We start from the raw sequence: 16,893 nt of genomic DNA, 5'->3' as shown, positions 1-16,893 counted from the left end.
TATGACTTCAAAATACACAGTATATACATCAACACTGGCGCTGTTACTCAGCGCTAGTGCTGTTGCTGAAGAGGTTCCGGTGATTGAGTTAGGCGTCGATAGTGGCCAAAGCTCATCTCAAACGGCGACTTATACTCCTCAAGCGTCAAGCGGTAGTGAGCTTGTACTTATTGTCCAGCAGTTGCAGGATGAGGTGCGATCATTAAGAGGGCAGTTAGAGCAGCAGGATTACCGTCTAAAGCAGATGGAACGTCAGCAATTGGATCGTTACCGAGATCTTGATCGACGTATATCATCTATATCTACAACCTCAGCTCCCAGTACGCCTGTTTCTACTGATCTGAGTAGTGCTGAGCCAACGCCTACAGTTACTCAATCCCAGCCTGAACTTGTGCAGTCTGATGCAGCACCTAGTGATGCTAAAGCCTATCGCGAAGCCTTTGGGTTAGTGCGAGAGCGCAACTTTCCTAAAGCGGCTGAAGCATTTACTGCTTTTATTAAAGATTACCCGCAAAGCGAACGCTTAGCTAATGCCTATTATTGGCTTGGTGAAGTGAACTTGGCCGAACAGAAACCTGAGTTGGCGCGCGAATCTTTTATGCAGGTTGTCACACGATTTGCTGATCACCGTAAAGCACCGGATGCCGCTTATAAACTTGGTATTGTCTACGATCAGCTAGGTGATAGTAAAAAATCCACTGAATACTTAGATCTTGTTATTACTAAGTATCCGGACTCTTCTGCCGTCCGTTTGGCCGAAGAATTTAAACGTCTTCAATAAATCTGGAAATATACATGAATACGCCTGCTTCCCCTAAAGCAGTGGTACTGCTTTCTGGCGGCTTGGACTCAGCAACAGCGCTAGCCATTGCTTCTGACCGTGGTTATGACTGCTATGTACTGAGCTTTGATTATGGACAGCGTTCGCTGACAGAACTTAATGCAGCTAAAGAGATCGCTAAACAGCTAAAAGCGGTTGAGCATCAAGTGATTCGCCTTCACCTTGAAGATTTTGGCGGATCTGCGCTGACTGATCATAGTATTGATGTTCCTGAAGAGGAGACGGATGAGATTCCAGTGACATACGTGCCAGCACGTAACACGGTATTTATGTCTTTGGCTTTAGGTTGGGCTGAAGTGTTAGAAGCGGATGCTATTTTTATCGGCGTCAATGCGGTGGATTACTCCGGCTATCCTGATTGTCGACCAGAATATATTGCTGCATTTGAAACTATGGCGAACCTTGCCACTAAACGTGGTGTAAGCGGTGATCCTATTCGTATAGAGACACCGTTGATCGATCTAACTAAAGAGCAGATTATCCAAGCGGGTACAGCGCTGAATGTTGATTACGGTTTGACGATCTCTTGTTATCAAGCGGATGATCAAGGTCGTGCCTGTGGTGTTTGTGACAGCTGTCGGTTACGTACAAAAGGTTTTGTGGACGCAGGAATTAAAGACCCAACACGCTACCAGTAAAAAAAGCCTTGCTTTCCCGCTTTTGGTGCGTAGAATACGCCTCCTCCAAGTGGGTCGTTAGCTCAGCTGGTAGAGCAGTTGGCTTTTAACCAATTGGTCACAGGTTCGAATCCTGTACGACCCACCACTTAAAGAACCCAGCCCTGTGCTGGTTTTTTTATGCCTAAAATATCTAAATTTTTCCCTTCCTGTAGGAGCTCACCCCGTGAGCGAAGGACTTAGGTTTAGTGTCAAAAGATGCTGGTTTCGATAGCGTTATCCTTGTGCTCTACAGGTGGCTAGAGGTAAGAACCTCGACAAAACATTAAAACGCACAGCTGATAAGCAGATCACCTCACGTTTAGCGGTTATTAAATCCCTGCTTTATAGTCGTTAGGCTTTTAATCTCTGTGATATAATTTATTTTTTTCTGCTGAGCGCTAGTCTTCAGTGGTTTCGCTGCTGGTTATTGGTGAGATAGGCAGCGTTTTATTCCCTTGATATATGAGTACAAACATCACATGTTGAGCAAACAAGACATTTCAGACCGCATTCTTGTGCAAGAACACTTTGCCAAAGAGCATCTGCCTCTAGATATGAGTGAGGCGCAGGTGGATGATTATAAACAGCGTATTAAAGCGTTATTGAAAGAGAAAGATGCGTGTTTAGTTGCTCATTATTATACGGATGCGGTGCTTCAACAATTAGCGGATGAGACCGGTGGTTGTGTATCTGATTCGTTAGAGATGGCACGTTTTGGTAATGCGCACTCAGCTAGTACGTTGGTGGTTGCGGGTGTTAAGTTTATGGGCGAAACTGCGAAAATATTGACGCCAAATAAACGTGTCATTATGCCAACGATTGAGGCGACCTGTTCTTTAGATATTGGTTGTCCAATCGATGAGTTTTCCGCTTTCTGTGATGCCCATCCTGACCATGAGGTAGTTGTATATGCGAATACTTCTGCGGCGGTTAAAGCGCGTGCTGATTGGGTGGTAACTTCAAGTATTGCGCTCGATGTAGTTGAGCATCTGGCTGATCAAGGCAAAAAAATTATTTGGGCCCCTGATAAGCATTTGGGCTCTTATGTACAGCGCCAAACGGGTATCGAGATGTTGATGTGGGATGGAGCCTGCATTGTGCATGATGAGTTTAAGGCGAAAGGTATTCTTGATATTAAGAAGGTCTATCCTGATGCGGCGGTCTTAGTTCATCCAGAGTCACCGGATTCGGTAGTCGATATTGCTGATGCGGTGGGGTCTACGACTCAATTAATTAATGCAGCGAAAAATATGCCGAATAAGCAGTTTATTGTTGCGACGGATAATGCGATTTTCTACAAGATGAGGCAGGCTGCGCCGGGCAAGGAGTTTATTGAGGCGCCTACGGGAGGATCAGGGGCGACCTGTCGTAGCTGTGCACATTGCCCGTGGATGGCGATGAACGGCTTAGAGAGTGTGTTACATGCGCTTGAGTCTGGGCAGGATGAGATACATGTCGATCCTGCTTTGATTACGGATGCGCGTAAGCCTTTGCAGCGCATGCTGGATTTTTCAGCGGCGCTTAATAATCGTTAATTTAATTGTGAGCATAAAAAAAATCCCGCAGCAGCGGGATTTTTTTATGGTTAGAAATCAAATTCGAGTGACTCTCTGATCTTTTTTGCGTCTTCTTTGCGTTGTTCTAAGCGGGCTTTTTCGTTGGGAGTTAGGCTAGGCTCTTTAAGCGCATAGTCCACTTGTTTTAGTGCTCTATCTATATTGGCGGTGAGTAGAAAGTACTCTATACGTGCCTCATGTACGCCAAGAATATTGCCTTCTAAACCATAAGATTCCGCTAGTAGGTACCAAGCACGGCTATCGTTAGGGTTGTTTTCTACCAAGCCTTTATACAGCTCCGTTGCTTTATGTGGCTTATTTAAATAGACAAGGTTGTCGGCGTAGATATAACTGATAGCGTGGTTGCCGGGGTAAATGTTGTGCAGTTTAGATAGAATCTTATCCGCTTGTATGAAATTCTCTTGGGCAATGAAATATTCGGCATCGAGAAGTTGGCTGCTTAGTTGTGATTTAAATGTAGGTGAAAATTTCGCCATCTGCTGTTTAGCAATATCGAATTTTTTATCTTTTAAGGCCGCGTAGGCAACAGCATATCTGAGCGAGTCGCTGCCATGCAGGGCGAGCTGATCTTGATATTTAGCCAGTAGCTTCTTGATATCTTGTGCGTAGTTCACTTGAATACGTATTTTGGCAATATCAAAGGAAATTGAGTTCTCTTTTGTTGCCTTACCTTTGAAGTTGGCTGCTCTATTTTGAGCATCCGCAATCCTTGACTGAGTAACCGGGTGGGTGAGTAGGAATTCAGGTACTGTGCGGCTAAAACGAGCGGCCTGTTGTAGCTGTGTAAACATATTCGCCATTTGAGATGGCGCATAACCTGCGGCGATTAAGGTTTGTAGGCCTATATAATCGGCTTCGCGCTCGTTTTGGCGGCTGAAGGACAGTTTAGATGATGTAGATGCCGCCATTGAGGTTTGTATGGCCGCTACGCCCGCTTCAGTGTTGGCCGCGGCGAGTAGAATACTGCCTAAAATTGAAGCGATAAAAAAGGGTTGGTTGCGGCGCTGCTCTTCAAGCTGTGAGGCAAAGTGGCGCTGGCTTAAATGGGCAAGCTCATGGGCAAGAACCGAGGCTAGCTGTGCTTCATTTTGAGCAGTTAATAGTAGGCCGGTTTGAACACCAATGATGCCGCCAGGAACAGCAAAAGCGTTAATAGTTGGATTGTCTAGAACAATGACCTCTAAACGGCGATCTGTCAGTTGGCTATGGGTCACTAAACTCCATGTTAGTTCTTCAATGTATTGGCTAACTAAAGCGTCATCATAAATCCGGGTGCTGCCACGTAGTACGCGTGCCCAAGCGCGACCTAATTGGTACTCTTGCTGTTGTGAAATGATACTGTAACCGCTGCTTCCTATATCAGGCAGTTGAGGCTCTGCCGATATGGAGTAGGGCAGGCATAAGGCCATTAGAGGAAGCAGGAAATTTAAACATCTGTTGCGCATATATCTATCCGAAAAAGCCCGTGCTAATGCAAACAATAATGGTATATAGTGCTGAACTAAATCCCTTTCGACAATAGCAAACCGTTAAAGAAGCGTTATTACCTATGTAAGATGATGTTTTACTAGCGAAAAGGGCGTATATCTTGGTGACTTTTAAAACTTTACACTTAAGACATGTTCATGACTGATTATGATATATATTTAACCCTTGATACATCGGGGTTAAACTGCCCATTACCTTTATTAAAGGCTAAGCAAGCATTAAATAAAATGCAGCCTGACACTATTTTAAAAGTAATTGCCACGGATGCTGGCTCAATCCGTGATTTTAAAGCATTTACAGATCAATCTGACCATGATTTGGTTGATTCGTTCACTGATGTGGAACCGTACGTTTATATTATTCGAAGAGGTTAAAAAAGAAGGTCAATGCGGAAAATATTTAGTAAATGGGTCGAACGCTATTTTTCTGATGAAGAAGCTATACTGCTTTTTATTTTGTTGGCTGCTGCGTTACTAGTTATTTTAACTTTAGGACAGGCGCTGGCTCCTGTTTTTTCAGGTATCATTTTGGCGTTTTTAATGCAGGGTGGCGTCAATAGACTTAAACAACTTAAAATCCCCCATCTGCCTTCTGTTATCTTAGTGTTTTTGGCGTTTATAGGCTGTGTAGCGGCTTTGCTATTTATTGTTATGCCATTGGGGTGGCAGCAGTCGGTCAACCTTTTTAATGAATTACCGAGGATTATGACGCAGATACAATCGGTGCTTCTATTACTACCTGAACGTTATCCTGAGTATATATCTGAAACTCGAGTGTTAGAGTTGATCAATCTTGCTAAGTCTGAACTCTCTCAGATGGGGCAGTGGGTGGTGACCTTCTCGTTAAACTCACTAACGTCCATTATGGCGCTTTTGATCTATCTGGTTTTAGTGCCTATTCTTGTATTTTTCTTTTTAAAAGATGGCGCTTCGCTTTCGCGGTGGTGGGTTTCTTTTCTGCCAGAAAAACGGGATATGATGAGAGCGGTTTGGACTGAAATGGATGATCAGATCGCAAACTATATTCGGGGCAAGGCGATAGAGATTGTGGTAGTAGGGGTTGTTACTTATCTGACCTTTATCTTGCTAGGGATTAATTACGCTGCGTTGTTGGGTATATTAGTAGGGTTGTCGGTTCTGATCCCCTATATAGGCGCTGCTTTAGTTACTATTCCTGTAGCTCTGATTGCATTCTTTCAGTGGGGGTGGAGTGGCGATTTTATGTATCTAATGATCGCTTACGGAATTATTCAAGCCTTAGATGGTAATGTATTAGTCCCTCTACTGTTTTCTGAGGCGGTCAACCTTCATCCTGTAGCGATTATTGTAGCAGTACTTGTTTTTGGCGGGCTGTGGGGGTTTTGGGGGTTGTTCTTCGCTATACCTTTAGCGACGTTGTTTAAAGCTATTATTAATGCATGGCCTAAAACAAAGATGCTTACATCTGATGAAAGCAGCACCTAAGTGCTGCTTAGGTTGATTGTTTAAAGTGCTTGAGCTGCAGCTAAAACTTCATCTACGTGGCCTTTTACTTTTACACCACGCCATTCCTGTTTAAGTACGCCTTCACTGTCAATGAGAAAAGTAGAGCGTTCGATCCCCATATATTCACGACCGTAGTTTTTCTTAAGTTTGATGACATCGAATAATTTGCACAAGGTTTCATCGGGATCGCTAATTAATTCAAAGGGGAATGATTGTTTAGCTTTGAAGTTTTCATGTGCACGTAAGCTGTCACGGGAAACGCCAAATATAAGGGTATTAGCTGCTTCAAATTCATCGATTAAATCGCGGAAATTTTGGCCTTCTGTGGTGCAGCCCGGAGTACTGTCTTTTGGGTAGAAATAGATAACTACGTTTTTACCTTGTAGCTCTGATAGGGTGATTGTTTGTTCACTGGTTGCTTGAGAAGTAAAAGATGGCACTTTTTTATCGATTGAAACGCAGTTCATAGTAAATCCTTAGTGATGATGGCTACTCAACAAAGTACAAAATCGTATAGAATAACGACCCTTTATACGATACCAGATAGGTTTTAGATTATAAGGGGCTATTTGATGTCCACATTATCATAGATAATAGTGGTTGTTTATGTGGCTTCTTATATTGTTAAGAGTCTTTCTATCGTTATGGATAATTGACTAATTATCTAGCTAAATAATCATTACTTTCATATAGCTAGAATAAGATTAGTAACGCTTTTAAGGTTGTAATAAGTGGTGTCTCAGAGTAATTTGGGCATTGCTAAACCTGATATTTATCTCATGGAGAAAAAAATGATTACTGGCAGCATTGTTGCTCTTGTTACCCCTATGCATTCTAACGGTGATATCGATTGGGATTCCCTCGATAAACTGGTTGATTGGCATTTGGATAAGGGCACTGATTCTATCGTCGCTGTAGGCACTACGGGTGAGTCTGCTACTTTAAACTGCGATGAGCACTGTCAGGTTATTAAACGTGTGGTAGATCGAGTCGCCGGACGTATCCCTGTTATTGCGGGTACGGGGGCTAACTCTACTTCTGAAGCGATTGAGTTAACTCAAGAAGCTAAAAACGTAGGAGCGAATGCCTGTCTATTGGTCACGCCTTACTATAACAAGCCAACTCAGGAAGGTTTGTTTCTGCACTATAAAGCCGTTGCTGAAGCGGTGGATATTCCGCAGATTCTTTACAATGTTCCAGGACGTACTGCTTGTGATATGTTACCTGAGACTGTTCTTCGTCTTGCGGAAATCGATAATATTGTCGGTGTAAAAGAAGCGACTGGCGATTTAGAACGTGCACGTTTTTTGATTGACAATTCTCCCGCCGATTTTGCGATCTATTCTGGTGATGATGCTACCGCGGTTGAGTTAATGATTGCCGGAGGCGATGGGAATATATCGGTTACTGCTAATGTCGCACCCGCGGAAATGTCTCAGCTTTGCCGTTGTGCTATTACCGGTGATGCAGATGCCGCCCGTGCAATACAAGAAAAACTAATGCCTTTGCATGAAAAACTTTTTGTTGAAGCGAATCCTATCCCAGTAAAGTGGGCTATGACTGAAATGGGGTTAATGGGGCTTGGTATCCGTTTACCGTTAACCGTATTAGCTGATGAATATCATACAACTGTGCGTGAAGCGTTACGTAGCAGTGAAATTATTTAAGCGATCATAATAATGAAAAAGATTTTAGCTCTATCGACAGTTAGCCTGTTAATGGCGGGCTGTGGTGCGTTGGATAATAATCCAATCTATGGTGAAAACGGTATTGTTCGTGATCGTAGCCAAGATTATGAATTAGCTGAAACCGGCCAGCGTTTAGAAGTGCCTGAGCATCTTAATGTTAAGCAGACAGAAGAGTCGCTTACTATTCCAGAAATCAGTGATGTCGCAACAGCACGTACTGGGGACTTTATTGTTCCTAGACCTGAGTTTTTCTATGCTGAATCTGGTACGGAAGCGGTTAGTTTAAAGCGTGAGGATGGCGATAAACTGATTATCGTTGATGAAGGTATAACAAATGTATGGGTTAAATTGCAGGAGTTTTGGCAGTTTAATGGTATAGATATTGTTAAATCGGATCCGCGTCAAGGGGTTATGGAGACTCAGTGGATTACTCATGAAGCCAAGGAGCTAAGCTTTGTCGATTCTTGGGTGAAGCGCCTTACATTCCAAGACCTTCCGGGTGCAACTAAGGATAAATTACAGGTCAGTTTGAAGCCTGTTGATGGTGACCCAAATCGTACTTCTATAGCGATGCAACATATACGCTTTGCTGAAGATAATGAAGCAGCGGAAGTCGACTGGAGCGAACAGGCGAGAGGTGTTAGTTATAAATCCGATATGATGTTTGAAATGTTACGTTACCTAGGTAAAGCTACCGGTGATCGTAGTGCTCAAACATTGGTTGCTTTCCAAGAGCAGCGCCGTTTAGGCACGCAGTTAGGACGTGACTCACGTGGTAATGCGGTATTAAAACTTGATGCTGATGTAGAGTCTGCTTGGAATAATGTTAGTACTGCATTAGATAAAGCCGATATGGATGTAGGTACACGCGATCCTGACTTGGGTTTATTTTATATGACGTACACGACGTCAACGCCTTTTGAAAATGAAGAAGAGATGGGCTTCTTTGAATGGCTGCATGCCGATCGTGGTCCAATTACTCTAGATACAAGTGCCATATCTGCAGCCTTAGGTGTAGAAGACGATTCTGAAGGTATAAGTTATACCAGCGGTAAAACGGCGGCTCGCTTCCAGAATACTGAAAATCAAGCCGCTGGAACGTTGAATGATCCTGAAGACGAAGCGAACAAAAAAGGCTATAAGATCTGGTTTGCAGGTAAACCTATCTATGTGTTTGGTGGGGATGACTCAGGTGTATACAACGCCAACTCTGGTAAGTTTGAGCACACTGGCCAGTATCAATTGAAACTTATTCGTACGCGCACAGGTGTTTACTTAAGCGTCTTGACGGCGGAAGGGGTCGCAGCCCCTGCAGTTATAGGTGAAGAGATACTGTGGGAGATTAAAGAGCAATTACCTCGCTCTTAATCAATATGTGGTTGTGAATAGTTGATAGAAGGGGCCTTAGGGCCCTTTTTTATGGGTTTCTGAGGGAGAGGGTTATGCGTGCAGTTATACTTGATTTAAAAGGCCTAGAGGCCTTAGATTTGAGTGCCATCGAATTCTTGGTTGAAGAGCTAGTTTGTTATGATCTGACACCGGATAAGGAGATAGGTAACCGAATCCAAGGTTTCGATATTGTGATAACAAATAAGACGCCTTTAGCACGTCATCATCTAGAGCAGGCCTCCCAATTAAAGCTGGTTTGTGTACTGGCTACCGGAACTAATGTGATCGATAAGCAAGCGGCATGTGAGTTGGGTATTCCTGTGTCTAACTGTGTGGCTTATGGCGTAGATTCTGTCGTTCAGCACGTGTGGTCACTGATTTTAGCTTTACACACTAACCTGCCGAGTTATGCCCAAGATGTTGTAGCGGGTGAGTGGCAGCGTTCAGAACAATTCTGCTTTCTAACTCACCCGATTATTGAGCTTAAAGGGCGAACGCTTGGAATTATCGGTTATGGAAACTTAGGTAAAGGTGTGGCTAAAATAGCTGAAGCCTTTGGTATGAAGGTCATTGTATGCCAAAAAATAGGTCAAATTGGAGGGGCTGAACAGGACTCTAATACCGCTTACCCTTTTGATGATTTTATTCAGCAAGCGGATGTTATTAGTTTGCATTGTCCGCTGACTGACGCAACGGAAAACCTTTTTACTACAGAGGTTTTTAAACAGATGAAACCTGAGGCTTTTATCATTAATACAGCTCGTGGTGGTATTGTTAATGAGGCTGATCTTGCTGATGCGCTGAGAAATGGGGTTATCGCTGGTGCTGCCTTTGATGTATTAACGGAGGAGCCTCCGATTCATGGTAATGTTTTGCTCGATCCAAGCATTCCCAACTTGCTCCTGACTCCTCATACCGCTTGGGGAAGTATAGAAGCGCGCAATCGTATTATTGAACAGACGGCTGAGAATATGAGAGCGTTTCTAAGCGGTACGCCAATTCGTACCGTTTAGGCTTGTGTGCTATTTCTCTTTAAAAAGGACAGGGTGCAAAAAACTCAACAAATTCACCCGTAATCGGGTGGGGAAAGGATAGCTGTTCGGCATGGAGCAGTAGGCGGTCAGATTTTGCTTGGCCTTCTGTATCCGCATAAAACCGATCCCCTAAAATTGGGTGTCCCATAGCTTGCATATGCACTCTTAATTGATGAGAGCGGCCAGTGATAGGTGTTAGCTCAACGCGAGTATCTTGCTCAGAGCCCTCTTTAGACAGTACTTTCCAGTGTGTTAACGCGTTTTTCCCTTGTTCAAAATCGACGATCTGTAAAGGTCTATTTTCCCAATCGCATCGTAAAGGGAGTTCTACACTGCCTTCTGATTGCTCTGGTGTACCGGAGATAATGGCCTGATAGCGCTTATGGGTTTGACGCTCTTGAAAGCTGCGATTGAGCGACCTTTGTGCTTCCAATGTTAAGGCTAATACCATCACTCCGGATGTTGCATAATCTAGCCGGTGAACGACTCTAGCTGTTGGAAATATTGTTTGTACTCGTCGCCATAAACAATCTTGCTTGTCTTCACCACGGCCAGGAACGGATAAAACATCGTAGGGTTTATTGGCGATTACAAAAGCGTCGTCAGCATAGATAATATCAACCATTAGATACGCTCAAATAGGACAAGAGATTCAACATGAGATGTATGTGGGAACATATCCATAACGCAAAAACGCGTTGCTTTATAACCTTGGGATATTAACTCTGCCCCATCACGGGCAAGTGCTGCAGGGTTGCAAGAGACATAGAGTACCATCTCTGCAGAGTGTTGTTTCAGTTGTTTAATAATCTCCAGTGCGCCGGTGCGGGGGGGATCAAGGACTATTTTATTGAAGCCTTGCTTGTACCAAGGCATGGCGCGTAGGTCATTGGTTAGGTTGGCTTTATGAAATTCACAATTATCGATTTGATTGATCTGAGCATTATCATTGGCGCGAATGACCATCTCTTCTACGCCTTCTATGCCGACGATACTTTCAACTCGTGTGGCTATAGGTAGTGTAAAGTTACCTATACCGCAAAACAGATCTAATACGCGATCATTTTTTGAAAGTTGTAACCAAGATAAAGCCCGCTGGATCATCTGCTCATTAACCTTAGCATTGACTTGAATAAAGTCACCAGGTTTGAAATGGATGAGCGTATCTGTCTCAGCTATTCGGTAGTTGAGTTGAGCTTCACCATCAACGGCTTCAATTCGGTCTCCGAAATCAAAGTACAGTTTGAAACTATTTGCTTGCGCAAGTTCATTTAACTGGGTGATAAGTGGCTCTTTAGGAGTTTTCTTTACCCTTAAGGTTAATGCGCCTTCGTTATCACCCATACTGATTTCGGCGTGGGTGATCTCTTTAAAATTTTCTGTCTCTTCAAGTACCGCGGGTAGCGAAGATAAAATTTTATCGAGTGGTTCCGATAATACTGGGCAGTGGTCTATTTTGATCAGTTTGCTGCTACCCTTCCGGCGAAAGCCAACAATGGCACTATTGTCCCTTGTTAATTGATTAATTCCGAGACGGCAGCTGCGACGATAGTGCCAGCTAGGGCTCGTAATGGGTTGTTCTACTTCTAATGGCGTGAACTTTCCCAGCCTTGATAATTGATCGATGACCAGTGCTTGTTTTGTGGTGATTTGTTGCTCATGGTTTAAGTGCTGGAGATCACAGCCACCACAACGTTCATAATAATCGCAGGAAGCTGGGACCCTATGCGCTGATGGGGTGACTATTTCTGTGTAGATCGCTTCATCATAGCGACGGTGTCTTGCTTCAATTTTGAATCGTACTTGCTCTGTTGGAAGCGCTCCTGATATGAAGAGAGTCTTCCCGTCCTGTTTAGCTATGCCGCGGCCTTCATGGCTTAGTCCCTGTACTTCGATGACATCAGGGTACTCAATCGTTTTTTTTGATTGGGGTGTTTTTGATGCAGTTGGACGGCTAAATAGGCTATTTTTTCGTTTCATAAGGGATACCAGCAGATTAGCGGGCGATTTTAGCAGAGATTAATAGATGTTATATAGAAATTAGCCAATAAACCAAGGCAAACAGAACCAAATATAAATAGTTAACTCAGATAGTTGTTGGCAGCAACCTAAGCAGTCGCCGGTATAACCGTCTATCCAGGAACGGAAGTACGATGCTAACCAGAATGTAAGCCCTAAAAGGGGAACTAATACGCTGATATAAACAAGAGGGCTAAAGGCTAAACAGAGCAAGGCTGGGATAAAGGCAATAATAAGATCAGTTTTAGTTATTCTGTGGGTAGTCATGACCTTGGCTTTATTTTGTTCTGTAAGGCCGACATAGTTTTCCTTGTGGATAATTAATAGCGGAAAAAAGCGGCTCAGGCAGTGAGCACTGATGATGATTAGCACGGTCTCTTGTACAGTGAGTAGAGCGTTATATTTCAACATTAGGGCCAGTATAATCGCTAATACCCCGTAACTGCCCAATCTGGAATCTTTCATAATGGTCAGAATGCGCTGCTTCTCCCATCCGCCGCCGAATCCATCGAAACAGTCGGATAGACCATCTTCATGTAGAGCGCCACTCATCCATATACTTGTGGCGATTGATAAGATAACCGCGATAGTGTCAGGAAAAATAAAGGTTCCAAGCCAGTAAATTAAAGCGGTATAAAAACCTATTAATAAGCCAATCCAAGGTAGGTAACGAGTTGATTCTGCTTGGTTCTCTTTGGAATATTCAACCCAGCTGGGGGCGCTAAATCTAGTGTAGTAGGTTAGTGCATTAAAAAAAACATGTAGCTGGCGAGGGTATGATTTCATTACACTATTGATCCAGATAATCCAAAACCGTTATTGAGTACTAATTAGGTTATATGCGCGATGATGTAGTAATGGGTTAATTCTACTGTATTTATTTCGTTTGCACAGAATAAGGTTAAAGCTGCTAATGATTGAAGAGCATAAGTTTGCCCCCTTTGTAAGAATTTTAGGCAAAGGTAAGACTGGGACACGTTCACTTACCCGTGAAGAGGCTGCTGAGGCCATGGGAATGATTCTGGATAAGAATGTTCGGCCTGAACAGCTTGGCGCGTTTCTTATGCTGTTACGCGTTAAGGAGGAGGCGCCGGAAGAGTTAGCCGGTTTTGCTGATGCTGTGCGTACACGTTACGCGGTGGGTCGTAGGATTGATACTGATTTAGATTGGTCGACTTATGCGGGCAAAAAAAATCGTCATCCTTGGTACTTGTTAGTAGCACTCTGTCTTGCTAGTCATGGCTATAAAATTTTTATGCATGGGGCTAAAGGGCATACGCCAGGGCGAATCTATCTTGAAGATATGTTAAGTCTATTTAAGCTTCAGCCTTGTGCTGCTTGGGATGAGGTAGAAACAGAGCTGGCACGTGTGGGTTTTGCTTATATGTCTATCGATAATTTCTGCCCACCTTTAGGAGAGATTATTCAGCTTCGGTCTATCTTAGGCTTACGCTCACCCGTTCATACTCTATGTCGTATGTTAAATCCTTCTGAAGCGCCTAACAGTATTGATGGTGTATTTCATCCAGCTTATGGTCCTATGCATCAAAAGACAGCTCAGTTACTCGGTGAGCAGCGAAATTTAACGGTTAAAGGCGATGGTGGGGAAGCAGAGATTCGACCTGATGCAGAGTGTTTGTTGCAGTGGGTAGAAGAGGGTGAGCTGGTTGAGTATGAGTGGCAAAGGATCGTCGCTAAGCGTTTTGTTAAGGAAGATAAATTAGATCCACAAACCTTACTTTCTGTTTGGCAGGGTGAAACTCGGCATGAGTACGGAGAGAAGGCTATTCTCTCAACTTTGGCTGTTGTCTTAAGGCTGTTGGGTGAGGATGGAGAGGTAGATGATTTGCTTAAACGTGCAGAGATACTCTGGCAAACCCGCAAAATAGATCTATTTTAGTATATAAACAGCGCCGTTAATCACGGCGCAATTTATCTGATACAGCGATCGGTGATGGGAAGTTAAAAATCACTACATAACTGGAAAGTAAGAAGGTTAAAATCGCTGTAGCCTGAATCACGTGTGATGCCTCCTCCCCAATCATCATGGAGCCTGCGGCAATATAAGCGATCAGTAACGAAAATTCACTGATCTGCCCTAGTCTAAATCCTACCTCCCAGCCGATTGACGGTGATTCGCTAATACCGTTTAAGAGAAAACGGAAAATCATAGGTTTTAAACTTAATACGAGCAATGCCAATATAATAGCCGGAATTGCAATGAGTCCCACTAAAGACAGATTGAAGCTAGCGCCAATTGAAAAGAAGAACAGTATTAAGAAAAAATCACGTAAGGGTTTTAGGCTTGTAGCTATATATTGAGCAATAGGGCTTGTCGCGATGGAAACGCCCGCTACAAAAGCACCTATTTCGGCGGATAAGCCGACAAAGTTAGCCAGTTCCGCTAGTCCAAGGCACCAACCAATCGCTAGTAAGAAAATATATTCATGAAAGCGGTCAAATTTTTGTATCAGTTTTAATAGAACAAACCTGACAAATATAAAAGCGCCCAAAATAAGCAGAGGCAGGGCGACTAAGGTTTTGGCGAAGATAATCATTGTTTCTGAATCGCTAGTTTCCCCTGTACCACTGTAAAGAAATAACAGCATCATAATGGCGATAACGTCCTGTAGTAGTAATAAGCCTACAACCAGTTCCCCTGTATGGCGGTGATGTAAAACGGTAGTGGGGAGTAACTTGATTCCAATAATCGTGCTGGAAAACATGATAGCGATACCGATAATCATGCATTCTGTTTGTGTATAACCAAAACTAAAGCCGACAGCGTAGCCTATGATGAAAAATAAAACGGAGCTTGCGATGGCGATCAGCGTTGCTTTTTTTAGCATATGAATAAGATGAGAGGGTTGCATATCAAGACCGAGTAAAAACAGTAAAAAAATGATACCTATATGGGATATATCTGTTAACAGCTTAGTGTCGGTGACCATAGCTACGCCATAAGGCCCAAGGAGTGCTCCTAAAGCAATATAAGCAACAAGCAAAGGTTGACGCGTGTAAAGAGCTAATGAGGCAACAATAGCTGCGCCTGTGAAAATTAAGAAAAATGAAAAGACCAGTGACTGCTCAGCCATACAATAGATCCTTAATTATGCAGATTAGAATGATAAACCAGACCCGCTGGCTTGAGCTTAGCTAGATGTTACGCATCCAGATGTAGATATGAGTGGATGGATAATAATGTTTTAGGTTAAAGCTGGTAATAATTACAGTTTGATCATTGACCAACGCTGTTGTTGCCAAATATAGATAAAAACTAGCGACGATAGCGCACGATATATCAACTGGATAATCCAGATTCCAATTAATCCAAAACCTAAAGCAGGGCCAAATAACCAAGCTAAAGGAAGATAAAATCCCCATAAGCCGCACGTCGATATAATGAATACTATACGATTTGCGCCTACACCAAACAATGCCTGAGTTAATACAATGGTGGCTGCATCTAGACATATAGCTAAAGCTGCTATCTGTAACGGTAGCACCGCTTGCTCTATTAATGCGTTAGATTGTAAAAAGAAACCGAGTATGGTTTCTGGTATGAGCCATAAAGGTAAACTTAGAAGCAACATAAAAGCGAGTGCAGTTTTTAACACAGCCCACCCCCATCTGAGAGCTTCCTGTTGTTTGTCTTCCCCTATAGCGTGACTGACTAACGATGTAGAAGCAATTCCGAGCCCTACTGCAGGTAAAATTAAGAATAGAGATAAGTTAATTAACACATGCGCGATCGCTTGATCACTCGTACCCAGTTGTCCAATGATCCAAATAAGTACGCAGATAGATAGGGCTAGGAAAAACTGCTGAAGTGAGTGTGGGATAGATAAACGTAATAATTTTGAAAACTCAATTATGCTGCCCGAATGCCACCTTAATAAACCGGCAGGTTTTGCATTTTTATACACAAAAACCGCATTGATAAGCGCACCTGAGTAAATTGCAATTGCTGAGCCTAATCCTGCGCCCGGCGCTCCCATTTGAGGTAAGCCTAAATGTCCAAAAATAAGGCAGTAGCTAATGACTATATTTAAGGAGTGGGTAAACACAAGGATTTTAAAATAAGTAATAGGTGTTTTATTACCATTCCACCACCCGCGAAAAGATAAATTGATTCCAACGGCAAGCATAGCTGCTGTTCGGTAATCAAAATAGGATGAAGCAATATCTTGAACAGAAGAATCCTCTGACATTATAGCAACGAGACTATCAGAATAATGGATATAAATTATGCTCAGGGGGAGGGCAACAAGAAAAGAGATTAGCAATCCCCAATGGACAGGAGTCGCTGCATAATTATGTTGTCCTTGCCCTCTATTTCTTGCCACGAGGGTTTGTACACCTGAAGACAGCCCGAGTATTAAGCTGATAGCAACAAAATTGGTATAACTACCAATACCAACGCCCGCAAGAGAGGCTTCACCAAGTTGACCGACTAAGGCCGCATCTATCAAATTGATAACGCTTTGAGAGAGCATACCCGCGATGATCGGTAGTCCGAGGAGGATAATTGTTTTCTGTCGAAGAAATGCAGACATAGAGGATCGGCGCAAAAGGCCTTATTCTAACAGAACACTTAGTTTTAAAGTTGAACAAATATACAAGTGGATAGAATTACTCCTTAGGATGGATTTATAATAGGGGTTCGATTAATAGTTGATCAATTTACTCGGGAATAGTTTGGGTGTATCCTACA

General features: G+C 43.1%; 16 protein-coding genes and 1 tRNA gene. 10 read left to right on the top strand and 7 right to left on the bottom strand.

Going from position 1 to position 16,893, the window contains the following annotated elements:
* Window position 1 precedes the first annotated feature (1 nt).
* The 4 genes from ybgF (at window position 2) to nadA (ending at window position 3,035) form a co-directional block, all read left to right on the top strand.
* Window positions 2-781, top strand: coding sequence for a tol-pal system protein YbgF (gene ybgF, locus Q4492_RS00365; RefSeq protein WP_303415182.1), 780 nt, complete (start codon window positions 2-4; stop codon window positions 779-781).
* A gap of 14 nt (window positions 782-795) precedes the next feature.
* Window positions 796-1,479, top strand: a complete 684-nt coding sequence (gene queC / locus Q4492_RS00360) for a 7-cyano-7-deazaguanine synthase QueC (protein WP_303415181.1) — start codon at window positions 796-798, stop codon at window positions 1,477-1,479.
* A 51-nt stretch (window positions 1,480-1,530) separates the two neighbouring features.
* Window positions 1,531-1,606: transfer RNA gene (locus Q4492_RS00355), tRNA-Lys, on the top strand.
* A 373-nt stretch (window positions 1,607-1,979) separates the two neighbouring features.
* Window positions 1,980-3,035: a quinolinate synthase NadA gene (gene nadA, locus Q4492_RS00350; protein WP_303415179.1), complete on the top strand. Its 1,056-nt coding sequence runs from the start codon at window positions 1,980-1,982 to the stop codon at window positions 3,033-3,035.
* A gap of 50 nt (window positions 3,036-3,085) precedes the next feature.
* On the opposite strand, the gene Q4492_RS00345 is transcribed toward nadA, so the two are convergent.
* Window positions 3,086-4,522 (bottom strand): M48 family metalloprotease, encoded by a 1,437-nt coding sequence (locus Q4492_RS00345; RefSeq protein WP_303415178.1) that lies wholly within the window; start codon window positions 4,520-4,522, stop codon window positions 3,086-3,088.
* A 180-nt stretch (window positions 4,523-4,702) separates the two neighbouring features.
* Here Q4492_RS00345 and Q4492_RS00340 point away from each other — a divergent pair, with 180 nt between their 5' ends.
* Both Q4492_RS00340 and Q4492_RS00335 read left to right on the top strand, forming a co-directional pair.
* Window positions 4,703-4,939 (top strand): sulfurtransferase TusA family protein, encoded by a 237-nt coding sequence (locus Q4492_RS00340; protein WP_067868305.1) that lies wholly within the window; start codon window positions 4,703-4,705, stop codon window positions 4,937-4,939.
* A gap of 12 nt (window positions 4,940-4,951) precedes the next feature.
* The gene (locus Q4492_RS00335; protein WP_303415176.1) at window positions 4,952-6,028 is read left to right on the top strand and encodes an AI-2E family transporter; all 1,077 of its coding nucleotides are present in this window, start codon (window positions 4,952-4,954) and stop codon (window positions 6,026-6,028) included.
* 20 nt (window positions 6,029-6,048) lie between these two features.
* On the opposite strand, the gene Q4492_RS00330 is transcribed toward Q4492_RS00335, so the two are convergent.
* Window positions 6,049-6,516: a peroxiredoxin gene (locus Q4492_RS00330; protein WP_303415175.1), complete on the bottom strand. Its 468-nt coding sequence runs from the start codon at window positions 6,514-6,516 to the stop codon at window positions 6,049-6,051.
* A gap of 324 nt (window positions 6,517-6,840) precedes the next feature.
* Between Q4492_RS00330 and dapA the strand changes: the two genes are divergently transcribed.
* The 3 genes from dapA to Q4492_RS00315 all read left to right on the top strand — a co-directional run bounded on the left by dapA (window position 6,841) and on the right by Q4492_RS00315 (window position 10,139).
* On the top strand, window positions 6,841-7,716 hold the full coding sequence (gene dapA, locus Q4492_RS00325) for a 4-hydroxy-tetrahydrodipicolinate synthase (protein ID WP_303415173.1): 876 nt from the start codon (window positions 6,841-6,843) through the stop codon (window positions 7,714-7,716).
* A gap of 12 nt (window positions 7,717-7,728) precedes the next feature.
* Window positions 7,729-9,105 (top strand): outer membrane protein assembly factor BamC, encoded by a 1,377-nt coding sequence (gene bamC / locus Q4492_RS00320; RefSeq protein WP_303415172.1) that lies wholly within the window; start codon window positions 7,729-7,731, stop codon window positions 9,103-9,105.
* Between the two features lie 74 nt (window positions 9,106-9,179).
* Window positions 9,180-10,139 (top strand): D-2-hydroxyacid dehydrogenase, encoded by a 960-nt coding sequence (locus tag Q4492_RS00315; RefSeq protein ID WP_303415170.1) that lies wholly within the window; start codon window positions 9,180-9,182, stop codon window positions 10,137-10,139.
* Window positions 10,140-10,158: 19 nt separating this feature from the next.
* Here Q4492_RS00315 and Q4492_RS00310 read toward each other — a convergent pair whose 3' ends face one another.
* From Q4492_RS00310 to Q4492_RS00300, 3 genes are read right to left on the bottom strand one after another with little or no spacing between them, the layout of a single operon-like run.
* Window positions 10,159-10,785 carry an RluA family pseudouridine synthase gene (locus Q4492_RS00310; protein ID WP_303415168.1) on the bottom strand — a complete coding sequence of 209 codons (627 nt, stop codon included), beginning with the start codon at window positions 10,783-10,785 and terminating at the stop codon, window positions 10,159-10,161.
* On the bottom strand, window positions 10,785-12,140 hold the full coding sequence (gene rlmD, locus Q4492_RS00305; protein WP_303415166.1) for a 23S rRNA (uracil(1939)-C(5))-methyltransferase RlmD: 1,356 nt from the start codon (window positions 12,138-12,140) through the stop codon (window positions 10,785-10,787). The genes Q4492_RS00310 and rlmD overlap by 1 nt, the downstream gene beginning before the upstream one ends.
* A gap of 60 nt (window positions 12,141-12,200) precedes the next feature.
* On the bottom strand, window positions 12,201-12,965 hold the full coding sequence (locus Q4492_RS00300; protein WP_303415158.1) for an adenosylcobinamide-GDP ribazoletransferase: 765 nt from the start codon (window positions 12,963-12,965) through the stop codon (window positions 12,201-12,203).
* Between the two features lie 127 nt (window positions 12,966-13,092).
* Here Q4492_RS00300 and Q4492_RS00295 point away from each other — a divergent pair, with 127 nt between their 5' ends.
* Window positions 13,093-14,079: a glycosyl transferase family protein gene (locus Q4492_RS00295; RefSeq protein ID WP_303415157.1), complete on the top strand. Its 987-nt coding sequence runs from the start codon at window positions 13,093-13,095 to the stop codon at window positions 14,077-14,079.
* A gap of 16 nt (window positions 14,080-14,095) precedes the next feature.
* Here the strand turns inward: Q4492_RS00295 and Q4492_RS00290 are convergent, their stop codons facing one another.
* Both Q4492_RS00290 and Q4492_RS00285 read right to left on the bottom strand, forming a co-directional pair.
* The gene (locus Q4492_RS00290; RefSeq protein ID WP_303415156.1) at window positions 14,096-15,274 is read right to left on the bottom strand and encodes a cation:proton antiporter; all 1,179 of its coding nucleotides are present in this window, start codon (window positions 15,272-15,274) and stop codon (window positions 14,096-14,098) included.
* Window positions 15,275-15,406: 132 nt separating this feature from the next.
* Window positions 15,407-16,735, bottom strand: a complete 1,329-nt coding sequence (locus Q4492_RS00285; RefSeq protein ID WP_303415155.1) for an MATE family efflux transporter — start codon at window positions 16,733-16,735, stop codon at window positions 15,407-15,409.
* Window positions 16,736-16,893 lie beyond the last annotated feature (158 nt).

The organism is Neptuniibacter sp. 1_MG-2023, assembly GCF_030547185.1.
GTDB lineage: Bacteria > Pseudomonadota > Gammaproteobacteria > Pseudomonadales > Balneatricaceae > Neptuniibacter.
The sequence above is the reverse complement of the archived record's forward strand: the minus strand, read 5'-3'. Positions and strand labels throughout refer to the sequence as shown.